Annotated in this window: 15 protein-coding genes; 10 read left to right on the top strand and 5 right to left on the bottom strand. The window is 40.9% G+C overall.

Going from position 1 to position 13,225, the window contains the following annotated elements:
* The 6 genes from DS031_RS14520 to fabZ all read left to right on the top strand — a co-directional run.
* Positions 1 to 287, top strand: a 287-nt coding sequence (locus DS031_RS14520; protein WP_245947431.1) for a transposase, incomplete at its 5' end; no start/stop codon positions are given.
* Positions 288 to 548: 261 nt separating this feature from the next.
* Positions 549 to 1,370, top strand: a complete 822-nt coding sequence (locus DS031_RS14515; protein ID WP_113806792.1) for a putative bifunctional diguanylate cyclase/phosphodiesterase — start codon at positions 549 to 551, stop codon at positions 1,368 to 1,370.
* A 431-nt stretch (positions 1,371 to 1,801) separates the two neighbouring features.
* A complete protein-coding gene (spoIIID, locus tag DS031_RS14510; protein ID WP_113806791.1) occupies positions 1,802 to 2,077 on the top strand; it encodes a sporulation transcriptional regulator SpoIIID in 276 nt (91 codons plus the stop codon).
* Between the two features lie 128 nt (positions 2,078 to 2,205).
* Positions 2,206 to 3,207, top strand: a complete 1,002-nt coding sequence (gene mreB / locus DS031_RS14505) for a rod shape-determining protein (protein WP_113806790.1) — start codon at positions 2,206 to 2,208, stop codon at positions 3,205 to 3,207.
* Positions 3,208 to 3,225: 18 nt separating this feature from the next.
* Positions 3,226 to 3,525, top strand: coding sequence for a DNA-directed RNA polymerase subunit beta (locus DS031_RS14500; protein ID WP_113806789.1), 300 nt, complete (start codon positions 3,226 to 3,228; stop codon positions 3,523 to 3,525).
* A gap of 58 nt (positions 3,526 to 3,583) precedes the next feature.
* Positions 3,584 to 4,018 (top strand): 3-hydroxyacyl-ACP dehydratase FabZ, encoded by a 435-nt coding sequence (gene fabZ, locus DS031_RS14495; protein WP_113806788.1) that lies wholly within the window; start codon positions 3,584 to 3,586, stop codon positions 4,016 to 4,018.
* Between the two features lie 217 nt (positions 4,019 to 4,235).
* On the opposite strand, the gene tnpB is transcribed toward fabZ, so the two are convergent.
* Positions 4,236 to 5,429, bottom strand: a complete 1,194-nt coding sequence (tnpB, locus tag DS031_RS14490) for an IS200/IS605 family element RNA-guided endonuclease TnpB (RefSeq protein WP_181833176.1) — start codon at positions 5,427 to 5,429, stop codon at positions 4,236 to 4,238.
* 227 nt (positions 5,430 to 5,656) lie between these two features.
* Between tnpB and DS031_RS14485 the strand changes: the two genes are divergently transcribed.
* The 3 genes from DS031_RS14485 to DS031_RS14475 all read left to right on the top strand — a co-directional run bounded on the left by DS031_RS14485 (position 5,657) and on the right by DS031_RS14475 (position 7,336).
* Positions 5,657 to 6,562 carry a diguanylate cyclase gene (locus DS031_RS14485; protein WP_113806787.1) on the top strand — a complete coding sequence of 302 codons (906 nt, stop codon included), beginning with the start codon at positions 5,657 to 5,659 and terminating at the stop codon, positions 6,560 to 6,562.
* A 79-nt stretch (positions 6,563 to 6,641) separates the two neighbouring features.
* Positions 6,642 to 6,911: a hypothetical protein gene (locus DS031_RS14480; protein WP_113806786.1), complete on the top strand. Its 270-nt coding sequence runs from the start codon at positions 6,642 to 6,644 to the stop codon at positions 6,909 to 6,911.
* A gap of 242 nt (positions 6,912 to 7,153) precedes the next feature.
* The gene (locus tag DS031_RS14475; protein ID WP_113806785.1) at positions 7,154 to 7,336 is read left to right on the top strand and encodes an H-type small acid-soluble spore protein; all 183 of its coding nucleotides are present in this window, start codon (positions 7,154 to 7,156) and stop codon (positions 7,334 to 7,336) included.
* Positions 7,337 to 7,413: 77 nt separating this feature from the next.
* On the opposite strand, the gene DS031_RS14470 is transcribed toward DS031_RS14475, so the two are convergent.
* The 4 genes from DS031_RS14470 to proV all read right to left on the bottom strand — a co-directional run bounded on the left by DS031_RS14470 (position 7,414) and on the right by proV (position 12,394).
* Positions 7,414 to 9,096 (bottom strand): hypothetical protein, encoded by a 1,683-nt coding sequence (locus tag DS031_RS14470; RefSeq protein WP_113806784.1) that lies wholly within the window; start codon positions 9,094 to 9,096, stop codon positions 7,414 to 7,416.
* A 171-nt stretch (positions 9,097 to 9,267) separates the two neighbouring features.
* A complete protein-coding gene (locus tag DS031_RS14465) occupies positions 9,268 to 10,179 on the bottom strand; it encodes a glycine betaine ABC transporter substrate-binding protein (protein WP_113806783.1) in 912 nt (303 codons plus the stop codon).
* Between the two features lie 155 nt (positions 10,180 to 10,334).
* Positions 10,335 to 11,171, bottom strand: a complete 837-nt coding sequence (locus DS031_RS14460; protein WP_113806782.1) for an ABC transporter permease — start codon at positions 11,169 to 11,171, stop codon at positions 10,335 to 10,337.
* Positions 11,171 to 12,394, bottom strand: a complete 1,224-nt coding sequence (gene proV / locus DS031_RS14455; RefSeq protein ID WP_113806781.1) for a glycine betaine/L-proline ABC transporter ATP-binding protein ProV — start codon at positions 12,392 to 12,394, stop codon at positions 11,171 to 11,173. The genes DS031_RS14460 and proV overlap by 1 nt, the downstream gene beginning before the upstream one ends.
* A gap of 276 nt (positions 12,395 to 12,670) precedes the next feature.
* On the opposite strand from proV, the gene DS031_RS14450 reads away from it, so the two are divergent.
* Positions 12,671 to 13,213 carry a GbsR/MarR family transcriptional regulator gene (locus tag DS031_RS14450; protein ID WP_113806780.1) on the top strand — a complete coding sequence of 181 codons (543 nt, stop codon included), beginning with the start codon at positions 12,671 to 12,673 and terminating at the stop codon, positions 13,211 to 13,213.
* Positions 13,214 to 13,225 lie beyond the last annotated feature (12 nt).

The raw sequence follows: 13,225 nt of genomic DNA, 5'->3' as shown, positions 1-13,225 counted from the left end.
CGTTTGGAAAGCTGTCTGCCCTTCTTGTCTATAAACTAAAAGCAAGAGGCATTACGATTGAAAAAGTTGACGAGCATTTTACGTCCCAAACATGTGCTGTTTGTGGAAACCGCAAAAAAGTCAGTGATCGAACGTATCAGTGTCCATGCGGGTATAAAGAACATCGGGATCTTCATGGGGCAAGGAACATTCTCACCAAACAGCTGTATGGGAAGATGATCTATTATCCGCTCCATGATCCAATCTATTTACGACCGACGTATCTACAACCTGCCTCTTCAGCTTAAGAAGACCTTTTTCTGCTGAAAGGAAGTAGTAGACGGGCAGAACCGCCCCTTGTCCGTTGTGAAACGCACAAGTTGCCTACGGTGGCAGTTTTCTGTCGGGAGACACGAAACGGAAAGACCACTATCCTGAAAAGGGATGTTTGGTTCCAAGCAAAAAGGCAGTGTTGATGACACTTGTTCCAGCTGGGACGGCTTTTGGACTTGTGAACTTCAAACAGGAAACCCCTTCCTCAAGCGCAAAGCGGTAGGGAGGGGAGGTTCATTGAAGAACTTCATTGTGATAACTTAGAACGAAAAATAGGAAGCGGTATACGAACAGCGCTCGAAAATAATGAATTTCAGCTGTTTTATCAGCCAAAGGTAAAATCGGAAAATGGAGAAATTGCCGGAGTAGAAGCGTTAATTCGTTGGCAAAGCAGCGAGTTTGGCAATGTTTCGCCTTCTCTATTTATTCCGATTGTCGAAAAGAACGGGCTCATTATTGAATTAACAGAATGGGTAATGATGACGGCCTGCAGGCAAATGAAAAGCTGGCGTGAAGAAGGTGTGCGTATCGAAAAAGTCGCGGTTAATATTTCAGCTGTTCTTTTTCACTATCATGATCTAATTGGTATGGTGGAGCGCGTATTAAAAGAAACAAAGTTATCTCCTTCGATGCTGGAACTAGAAATAACAGAAACAGGATTGATGGAAAATATCGAAAACGCGATTCTGACATTAGAAAACTTGCAGAAAATGGGCGTAAGTATCGCGCTTGATGATTTTGGGACAGGCATCTCCTCTTTAACATATTTGAAAGAGCTGCCGCTTAATACGTCGAAAATTGATAAATCGTTTATTGACGGCATTCCTATTAATGAAAAAGATACAGCGATTATGGAGACCATCTTAAAGCTTGCTGAGAATTTAGATCTTACCGTAGTGGCAGAAGGAGTAGAAGAAGCAGAACAGGTAGAGTTTTTAAAAAGAAAAACATGTCATTATATTCAAGGTTACTTTTTTGGAAGACCGCTTCCTCCTGATGAAGTTAAACAACTGTACGGAGAAAAACAGGCAAGTGATTTTATAATAGTAACAAATTGAGAAAAGAGAGGCTGACATCAGCCTCTCTTTTCTCAGTTTGCGGATTATTAAGGTTGTCCGCTTCAGGTGGACAAAAAGGGGTGAATGTCTTTTTGCGGGGTCAGACCCCAAAATAGTAATAAAGACCTAAAAAAAGATGAATTTTGCTTGAAAATAAGCAAAATTCACATTCATGACATAAAAAAATAAAAAAAATTTGCATATTTTGCTTGTCAGGCTTGACTTTTTGGTATATATCCACAACTTCCCTAATAAAATGTACCAAAACTTAGACAATGAGGGGCAGAGGTGAGCAAGTGGGATAGCTTCGAAGTAGGTTCAAGATCATCCTTTCTGATTAAGACTACGCCAGCAGCTTGCTAGCTTCGTTGCATGATCACGAAATGTCTCATTTCGCACCTCTCACTATCCAATTCAGGGAGGCGAGTGGTGTGCACGATTACATCAAAGAGCGTACCATCAAGATTGGCAAATACATCGTGGAGACGAAAAAAACAGTAAGAGTTATCGCAAAAGAGTTTGGTGTTTCAAAAAGCACTGTTCATAAGGATTTAACGGAAAGGCTGCCAGAAATTAACCCAGACCTCGCAAATAAAGTAAAGGACATTTTAGAGTATCATAAATCAATTCGACATCTACGCGGCGGAGAAGCAACGCGAATTAAATACCAAAAAGATACCGAGGTGATTAATGAGCTTTTAAAATAAGAAAAATTTCATAAAAAAAGAGATTATCCCTGTTCTTAATTTGTGGTACAATAAAAAAATGGATTAAATCTGTAATTCGGCTATAATACTAATAGATGATGTTTTAAAGTACAGGGAGGAAAGCTTGAATGTTTTCACGTGATATAGGAATCGATCTTGGAACAGCAAATGTGTTGATTTATGTTAAAGGTCGTGGAGTTGTTCTTGATGAGCCTTCTGTAGTGGCGATAGATACACAAAGCGGCAGAGCTCTTGAAGTGGGTGAATCAGCCCGTCGTATGGTTGGTCGAACACCTGGAAATATCGTTGCGATTCGTCCGTTAAAGGACGGCGTAATTGCGGATTTTGAAGTAACAGAAACGATGCTGCGCTACTTTTTAAACAAAATTAATGTTAAAGGATTTTTAGCAAAGCCGCGTATTTTAATTTGTACCCCTACAAATATTACATCGGTTGAAAAGAAAGCCATTAAAGAAGCTGCTGAAAAAAGCGGCGGTAAGCAGGTCTTTCTTGAAGAAGAGCCGAAAGTGGCAGCGATTGGCGCTGGGATGGATATTTTTCAACCGAGCGGAAATATGGTAGTGGACATAGGCGGTGGAACGACGGATGTAGCCGTATTATCAATGGGCGACATTGTCACCGCCTCTTCCATTAAGATGGCAGGGGACAAGTTTGATTACGAAATCTTAAACCATATTAAGAAAAAGTACAAGCTTTTAATTGGTGAACGAACAGCAGAAGAAATTAAAGTTAACGTAGCGACTGTATTTCCAGGCGCTCGAAAAGAAGAAATTGACATCCGCGGCCGTGATATGGTCTCAGGACTTCCACGCACGATTACAGTCGGTTCCGAGGAAGTACAGGGAGCACTAGAAGAGTCTGTCGCACATCTGATTCAGGCTGCCAAAAGTGTGCTTGAAAAAACACCGCCAGAGCTTTCTGCCGATATTATTGATAAAGGTATTATTTTAACTGGCGGCGGCGCGCTTCTTCACGGTATTGATCAATTGTTTGCCGAAGAGCTTAAAGTGCCGGTACTAGTTGCCGAAGAGCCAATGCAGTGTGTGGCAAAAGGAACGGGTTTAATGCTTGAGCATATCGACAAAATCGCAAAGAGAAAGCTGATTTAATTGATGGTGAATCAAGCGATGGCTGACAGAGATCATGAAGAAGTAACGCATCAGCATCAGTCGGAGGAAGTTATGGAAAAAGAAGAGACGAACCAAGTGTCTAAATGGAAAAGGTTTCGCTTATTTTTGAAAGCACATAAAAAACGCGTCTTTCCGATTTGGCTCCGTCTTGTTCTTATTAGCTTCTTTTTAATCTTAAGTGCTGTAATAGGTGCGATGGTCGGATACGGCATTCTTGGCGGCGGACAACCGATGGAAGTGTTCCAACTTGAAACATGGCAGCATATTCTTGATATCGTAACAAAAAATAACAATTAAATGCAGGAGGTGTTAGCTTTGCTGCACCTCTTTTGTTTATACATAGGAGGATTTTCTCATGCTTACTACTGAAGAAATTAAGGCGATTATTCCACATCGCTATCCATTTTTACTTGTGGACCGCATTTTAGAAGTAGAAGAAGGAAAGCGCGCGGTCGGCATTAAAAACGTGTCAGCAAATGAAGAATTTTTTAACGGTCATTTTCCTGAATACCCGGTAATGCCTGGTGTTTTAATTGTTGAGGCACTGGCTCAAGTAGGTGCGGTTGCTCTTCTGAAAAAAGAAGAAAACAAAGGACGTCTTGCCTTTTTCGGCGGAATTGATAAATGCCGCTTTAAAAGACAAGTTGTACCTGGCGATCAGTTAAAGCTTGAAGTAGAATTAACACGTGTTAGAGGGAAAATTGGCAAAGGAACAGCACTCGCAACAGTTGAAGGTGAAACTGTTTGTGAAGCGGAAATTATGTTTGCCTTAGGAGATAAATCAGAGTAACGTTACCAGCAAGCCTGTCTTAGTGACAGGCTGCTTTTTTCATTTTGGAAGTATTATTGCTATTTGACACTCCCACCGCTAGAAGCAGTGGGATTCTTTTCCCACATGCGTTAAGTCCTCTTATCTCACGACAAGATTTCTTGAGCGATGAGTTTTCCTATGTCGTTTGAACCTTCGGCTCAAAAAGGATGTACCTTAGAACGCTGTACAGTACCCATTAGGCGATCCCCGTGTGCCCCGCGGTTCGAAGTCTGATCCCCTCTTGAAGAATGTTTTTAGCGGCGTTATGATCTCGATCATGTTTAGCCCCGCATTGACACGTCCATTCTCTTAAAGAAAGGTTTTTCACTTCTTTATTTTTATATCCACAACTTGAACACAGCTGCGAACTCGCAAAGTTTGAACCAACTACAATCAGCTCTTTTCCATACCATGTGTATTTGTACGTTAACATGCGGCGAAATTCTGCCCATGACACTTCTGAAATCGCTTTAGATAATATGCTATTTTTTACCATGTTTTTCACACGAAGATCTTCGATACAGATCACTTGGTTGTCGTTGACCAGCGATGAAGAAACTTTATGCAAAAAATCAGTTCGAACGTTCGCGATTTTTTCATGAATGCGGGCGACTTTGATGCGCTGTTTATTCCAGTTCGCGCTGTCAACTTGACGCCTTGACAACACACGCTGCTCTTTAGCCAGCTTTTCTTCTAGTTTACAAAACCATTTTGGATTTTTGAGCTTCGTTCCATCAGAAAAGGTTGCAAAATCTTTAAGGCCAACATCGATTCCGACTTCGAATAAAGAAGGTTGAGAAGAGTGAACAGCTTGTTCGGTTAAAATGGAGATGAAGTATTTTCCTGACGGCGTTCTTCTTACAGCAGCTGAAAGAAATTTTCCCTCGACTTCACGAGATTTTGCAAAACGAACGAGTCCCACTTTCGGAAGACGAACGAAACAATCGTTTTCAATTCGGATTGTTCCAACGCCTGTTTTCTTGTTATAGTTACACTTGGTTGTATATGACTGTACATCATTTTTCTTGCTTTTAAAGCAAGGTTTCCCTTTTGTTTTTTTATAGTAGTCCTGATAGGCTTTCCCTAAATCTTGAAGAGTACGCTGCAGAGCGGTCGCATCGACTTCTCTTAACCAATCAATCTGTTTTTTTACTTCTGTTAATTCTTTTTGAGCTTGGGCAGCATGAAAGAAATCTGATTTCCATTCATTTTTTAGAAGCTGACCGTTTTGAACCATTTCCTGTACGATGTACCAGTAGGCATCTTTTTTCTTTTGATTTCCTAATGCTTGGTTGAACACATATCGGCAGCAGCCAATCGTTTTATTGATCATCGTCGTTTGTTGAGCTGTTGGGTACAACCTAAACTTGTAGGCTTTATGAATGTTTATTTTTTCCACCTCCTTTAACAAAATTCTACCACAACAGAACAAACGTTTCTAGTAGCGAAATTGAAAAATCGAACAGTTAACGTATCCCAAGATACGCCCTGTTCGACTCACGTTCATCCCATGCCTAAAGGCGATGGGCTTTCCCGTTCGGAAAATCTGTAATTTTAAAAAAACTCGTTATAATAAAATGGTATAAGGGTATATATGGAAAAATTGGAGGTGGAAAAGTGTACATAGAAGATAAAAAGGACCAAACGTGCAAAGAAGTTACGAAGCTTTCTGCCGACTGTTTTATGAAAGCTGCTATGGCCATGAATGATGCTATATTTATTTTAAATGAGCAAAAACAAATTGTTTACCATAATCCAGCCTATGAAAAACTAGCAGGCTGTATTGGTGAAAGCGGGCTGCCGTTTAGTGAATTTGAACGCCAAAATAGTAAAAGATACCGAAACCTTCTTCAAAGCTTACATACAACAGGATCCTGGACAGGAGAGGTTTCTTATGTTGCAAGTGACCAACAATACTGGTTTTCAGTAACAGTTACAAAAGTTGAATCCAATGAAGTTTATTTTTTAGCGATTCTCCGTGATATAACAGAATATAAGCGTGATAAGGAAAAGCATCACTATCTCGCCTATCATGATAATTTAACAGGTCTTCCGAATCGACGCTATTTTCTTAAGCGGCTTAAAGCGTGTTTAGAAGCGGCTAATAAAGCGGAAAAGGAGTTTGCCTTACTATTTATCGATATTGATGAATTTAAAGAAGTTAATGATCGCTACAGTCACCATATCGGGGACGAGCTGTTAACCCGAATTGGTCAGCGGCTTAAAAATGCAGTTCGAAACAATGATATATCCGCTCGTTTTGGCGGAGATGAGTTTGTCCTTTTGATCAACAACTTTTCTGAACACGACTCCCTTTCAAGTATCAGTCAACGCATTCTGTCTATATTAGAACAACCACTTGCTTTACAAGATTATGTAGTGCCAGTGACGGCAAGCGTCGGTGTCAGCGTATTTTCTGAAGATGCCCAAACAATTGAAGAGTTACTCGTAAATGCCGACCGCGCCATGTATAAAGCAAAGCAGGGTGGCAAGAATTCTTACTGCATTTATACAAAAAGTTAATTGCCTTCTTTTCGGTTAAATCCACACATAATGGAAAAACTATCATTATGTGTAGAAACCGAACAAGGGGGCATTTTTTATGAGTAAATTTCTGCTTAGTGTAATGAGTGTTTTTACTGCTTTCCTGCTTCTAACAGGCTGCAACAATCCTGAAGAAGAAAACGAACAGCCGGTAGAGGAAGAAGAGCAGGAGCCGGGTGATGGGGAGATGGATCTTGATGAAGAAGTGGATAACGAAGACGGTGTTGACGAAGATCATCTCAATGAAGGCGGCGAAAGCGGCGAGCATGAGCTTGATATTGATGAAGATGGAAATGTTGGACCGACGGGAGAAGATAATGATTCGTAGCTAGAAAGATGAAAAGTGTAATAAAGAAAAGATAGGGCTATTTTACCGAATCGGATGTTTAATAAGCAGGCCGCTTCCTTTAGAAGAGATGACGTCTTTTTTACAAGCAAATCGTGTGGAAAAATGTAAAATATAGATATGAAAAAGGATGAGGAAGGCCCTCATCCTTTTTTCGTGCAAATTAGAATAATAACGAGTGAAGCAGTACACATTATAGGTGTTATAAAAAAGGAGGAGATGAAATGGACAAAAAGCGTGCCCGCGAAATCGCTGCATCACCTGTAATGGCTAATGTACTATTAGACAATCATACACCTGTTTATATTCAGCATGTTGATGATAAAAATGAAACAGCGCGCGTTTACCCGCTTGATCAGCCGCATAATCATCAGGAAGTAGCGTTAAACAGCTTAAGAGAGCAGTAGTATTTTTTTAAAAAGGGGTCTGACCCCTCAAATGGACATTCACCCGCTTTTGTCCATTTGAGGAGGACAGACTCTTGTTATTGAATGTTTTCAATCAAGATTTCTTTTACAGGTAAAAAAGCTTCCCCTGTTTCAAAGTAGGTAACTTTTACTTGATCGCCTTTTTCGATGTAAACAGCGAGTGGATTGCTTTCAGAAGAGACGATATAATTTTGACCGTTTTCGAGTAAGAAGGAAACGAGCGTGAAGTCGCCGGCTTTCTCTTTATATACTCTCACAACCGTATCGGTAATTGTGTGCTCTTCTGCATTAGAGCTGCCGTCAACGGTGCTTCCGCCTCTTTGCAGTGCGGTTTTATACTTTTTCAATGCTTCATTAGGGGTAGTGCTATACATCGAAATTTCCGGGTTTGCTGCTGAGACGATAAAGTAATTTTGCAAAAAGCCGTTCGCATCTAAGACAGGTGTTAACCAGCTCGCTTCGCCGTAAAAGTTATATAAAACCGGCATCTCACCGCGCCACTCTTTTTCAATAAATTTCTTTTCAATAATTTGCAGTGCTCCGTCTGAATCCATGTACGATTCTTCAAGGTTTCCTGTATAATAAGTCGCTTCGCCAGTTTTTGCATGTGTGAGCGAGTAGCCGAGCATCGAGTCGACGCCTTCTCTTGGACTTGTAAAGTCAGTAAAATAATACATCTCGCCGGTTTGATCAAAAATCGGACTTACATTTGCTTCTGTTCCTTCATCTGAAGGAAGCTTCACGTCTGATTTACTAAATAAGCTGTTCCAAAAGCCGTGCACATATTTACCGAAATAGCTGTTTTGTAAGCTCACCACTTCAGGGGAGACAGCGCCGTCAATAAATGCTGGTGCTTCCTCAAGCGAATAAGATGTTGTTTCGCCCGTTTGTGGATTGACAACAACAATTCCTTCAACATCAAAGCCGTTTCTTGCGGAAATAAATTGCCCGTAAGACTGAATATAGTAAGGTGTGCCGCTTTCATCAATCTCAAGCTGAACGTCTCCTTCAAAAATGCGCTTCGGATAGTTCATGCGAATATGACGCTCGATATTTTTTTGAAAATAAGAGGAAGGTGTGTAAACCATTTCTGCTTTTATAAATTTCGGGTTTGCGGAAGAGTCTGTCGCGCTTAACGTAAAATATCCTGGTGTTTGTTCTCCTTTTAACCATTTAAACAGGCCGGAAAATTCCACAGGTGCCACATAGACATATTCCCCGTTTATTTTTTGGATTTGCAGGTTTCCAAGCTCATAATAACTCGTATTTGGCACTTGGCCGAATGATTTTCGCATTTTATTATGGGCAAACTGCGGCGGCACGCTTGCGGGTGTAACCGACTCATCAAACGCTTCGATTTCAACTTTTTCCTCCATAACTGCTGATTGATATTTTTCCTCTGCATTGAAAAAAGGAGCGGTTAAAAAATAAACAACAAGTCCAACGCTTCCTAAAAACAGCGCGGCCTTTATAAGCCGTTCTTTTCCAGAAGAGAAAAACGCCCCCAAGCCTGTTATGATAACGAGTAAAGGCCATAAAGAAGTAAAATTACGATCAAGATTGCTTACATAATAAAAAGAGAAAACAATGGCCATCACACCAATCAATAATGCTGCAGCAGCGAGCATCGATTTTGGTTTCTTTTCTTGTTTCTTTTCTTGTTTACTTTTAGATAATGGTAAGAGGATAAGTGCGGATGCTAATACGGTGATAAGTGAAAATAATAAAATATTCCCCATTTCCTTCATTCCCTTCTTGTGGTGTTTACCTGTTATACGGATAAAGGGGGGAAAGGTTTCAAAAAAATAAAAGGGGTCTGACCCCTCAAATGGACATTTACCCTGTTTTGTCCATTTGAGAGAGACAGACCCTCAAACTTTTTATCTAGTTCCAGCCGCCTTACGCTTTTCTTATTTTAAATCTTCAATCGAATCGATATCCATATAAGCTGGTACAACAAGACCAAGTGTTGTGCCGTCTAAGTTTGGCCCTAGATCTTCTAATTGATCACCATACTCATTCATATAATCTTCATGTGTTGTCGGAAGCCATGCACCAACTAATGCATCAGCACTGCCGTCTGCAACACCGGCATACATTGCGGCTGCTTCCACTTGACGAAGGTCTGTTTGATAGCCTAGAGATTCAAGAACATGTGAGATCACATTTGTACCTGCGATGACATCAGACCATGCCACATACGTAAACGTTACTTCACCGCTGCCTTCTTCAGCGCCTTCTGTCCACGTATTAACAAGTTCTTCGTTTTCACTTACCCATTCAGCTGCCGCTTCTTCAGGATCCATGCCGTTCTCGATTTTTAACATTACATCTTCAAGGTTATTTGGTTCCCACTCAAATTGATCTAACACTGTATATGCGCCAGGAAGATCTTCTTTTAAACCAGGACGAACAATTGTATGAACTTGTTCAGGACCGCCAAATACTCCTTTTGGATCTTCAAGATATTTTAAATCAAAGCTTGAAAACTTCCAGTGCGGTGTCCAGCCTGTTACGATAATCGGCTCTTCGTCGTCATATGCTTTCTTCAGCGCTGCTGTCATCGCAGCACCAGAACCTGCTGTTACTTTCCAATCTTCTAATTCATATTCTTCTAGTGCTTTGTCTGCAAGCTTCATTAATCCAGCACCTGGATCAATTCCAACAATTTCATAGTCTACCTGTTCACCAATTGATGCAGTTGTTTCTTCGTTATCATTTCCTTCTGTACCAGCTTCTTCATTCGAGCCGCATGCTGCAAGCACCACGGATAAGCTCAGCATAAGAATAAGTGCTAAAAAACTAAATTTGTTTTTAAACATCGTCTCACTCCTCTAATAAATTTATGTAAAAGGGGACGTGCCCCAGTTACTTTATGTTTTTCTGATATGGACAAATTAGGTGATTTGTCTTTTTGCGGGGTCTGACCCCAAATAGGAATCATTACGCTTGAGGGACAGACCCCAAATAAGAATTGTTACGCTTTTTTCTTTTTCCCAACATTTTGCGAGATACGGTCAAGCATAATCGCAAGGATTACAATCGCAAGACCTGCTTCAAAGCCGATGCCGACTTTGATCTGCGTGACAGCTCGGTAAACATCTGCTCCAAGGCCCGGCGCCCCAACAAGTGATGCGATAACAACCATCGACAAGGCAAGCATGATGCTTTGGTTAATGCCGGCCATAATCGTTGGCATTGCAAGCGGGAGCTGGACTTTAAAAAGCTTTTGTCCTGTTGTTGAGCCGAACGCGTTCGCCGCTTCCACTAAATCTTCAGGTACTTGACGGATCCCAAGGTTTGTCAGGCGAATCGTTGGCGGCATCGCAAAAATAACCGATGCGATAATACCAGGCACCATGCCGATTCCAAAAAATAAAATCGCAGGAATTAAGTAAACGAACGCCGGCATTGTCTGCATAAAGTCTAAAACCGGTGTAAAAAAGTTTCTAAGCGTATTGTTTTGTGACATCCAAATTCCAAGCGGTACCCCGACAAAAATTGAAATAATCACGGACGTTAAGACAAGGGCAAGCGTACTAATTGTTCCTTCCCAATAGCCGAGATTAAGAATTAATAAAAGGCCAATTCCTGTAAAAAGCGCGACACCCCAGCGGCTCGTATACCACGCAATCGCCGTAAAAATTGCAATTAATAAAAGTGCGGGAATGCTTGATAAGCCTGTTACAATCATTTCAACAAACGCATCAAGACCTTCTGAAATCCCGTCAAAAAGTACTTCATAGTTATCTGTTAAATAGTCGACACCTGTATCGACCCAATCTGCTAATGGAATTTTTGGTAAACTTTCCATTATACCACCTCGCTTTGTACATCTTCAGAAACGTTCACATGTTCGTTATTGCCGGCAAGCGCTCCAATGACGCGGCCGCGCACGACGATTCCTTTTAAGCGCTCGTCTTCATCAAGCACTGGAAGCGGTAAAGGAGAGACAGCCATTTTATCGAACATATCGACAATTAACGTATCTGGTGAAACTGCCGGAAGATCACGAATTAAAATCTCATCAAGCGATTTCCCTTTTTTAACAGCCTCTGCTGCATCATCAGCTGTTACAGCACCTAACAGCTTTTTCTTTTTATCTGTCACATACACGCTTGAAAGACCTTCATCTTTCATAAGCTGCAGAGCAACACGCGGCCCGCGGTCAGCACGGATAGTTTCCGCACGCTTCATCACATGACTCGCCGTTAACACTTTTGAAAGATCCACATCTTCTACAAATCGTTCTACATAATCGTTAGCCGGGTTCATCATAATTTCTTCCGGTGTCCCGATCTGCACGATTTGGCCGTCTTTCATAAGGGCGATGCGGTCACCGATGCGGAGCGCCTCATCAAGGTCGTGTGTAATAAAGACGATCGTTTTCTCCATCTTTTCCTGAAGCTCTAACAGCTCATCCTGCATATCTTTTCGAATCAATGGATCAAGCGCACTGAACGCTTCATCCATTAATAAAATATTAGGATCATTTGCCAGTGCCCGTGCAAGGCCGACACGCTGCTGCATTCCCCCTGATAATTCTGATGGATAGCTGTTTTCATAGCCTTTTAGTCCGACAAGTTCGAGCGATTCGAGCGCGTTTTGTTTGCGATCTTCTTTGGCGATGCCCTGCACTTCTAAGCCGTACTCTGTGTTGGAAAGCACAGTGCGGTGTGGAAATAGTGCAAAACGCTGAAACACCATGCCGAGCTTTTTACGGCGCACTTCGCGAAGCTGTTCAGGCTTCATCTTAACAATATCTTCACCATCAATTAATACTTCACCGTCTGTTGGATCAATTAAGCGGTTCACAAGCCGTACAAGCGTTGATTTTCCGCTTCCAGATAACCCCATAATAACGAAAATTTCCCCGGAATATACTTCAAAGTTTGCTTTATTAACTCCAACCGTCATGCCGGTTTCTTTTAAAATGTCATGCTTCGTTTTTCCGTTGTTCAACAGCTCCACGCCTTTTTTCGGTGCTTTACCGAAAACCTTTGTGACATCTTTCACTTGAATTTTGATGTCTCTCATCCTGTCACCTCAAATTTAGATAATTTCTTTACTATGCCGATTCGCATAAGACCTTTTAATTATAAAGACTTTATAGAAAATTTGGCAATCAGTAAATTCTTTTAAAAATGATCATATTGTACGTTCAGAAAAAACTGAACAAATTAAATAATATGTATACTCCTTTTCTTGGACATATGCTTCCAGATGCTCAATCAGTACTGATTACCTTTTATCGGAAAAATCCTTTACCATGAATATATGGAATTTAAAAGTATAGAGAAAAAGAGGTGCGGCATGAAAGGTGAAAAGCAGCTGGATACAGCAAGAGATCGTGTGGTAGAATCGATCGCAAAAAACATGAGTTTATACGGCGTGGCCCCGTCAATTGGAATGATTTACGGCACGCTTTATTTATCAGATGAACCGATGACATTGGATCATCTTAAAGATGAACTTCAGATGAGTAAAACAAGTATGTCGACTGGCGTTCGCACGTTAATGGACTTAACGTTTATTGAAAAAGTATGGAAAAAAGGTGAGCGTAAAGATCTTTTTCAATTTAAAGATGATTGGTATCAAAACTTCCTCGACTTTTTTGCCGGACAGCTTCGCAAAGGTTCCCAGCTTAACCTTGAAGCAATGGCAAAATCAAAAGAAGAACTTGAAAACGCGCTTCAGGAAAACTTGTCAAATGATGAAAAAGAACGCGCAAAATTTTACTTAGAGCGCATTAACTATGCTATGGAATATTACGAATGGCTTGAGAAAGTCGTTGATCTGTTTGAATCAAAAGAAATCTTTGATGTGATTGAAGAGCGGGAAAAAGCTAAAATATAAAGGGAAATCGGG

Origin of the sequence: Bacillus taeanensis, from assembly GCF_003318295.1 — a bacterium.
Classification (GTDB): domain Bacteria; phylum Bacillota; class Bacilli; order Bacillales; family UBA6769; genus Maribacillus; species Maribacillus taeanensis.
Note: the sequence above shows the minus strand (reverse complement) of the source record. Positions and strands in the feature narration are given on the sequence as shown.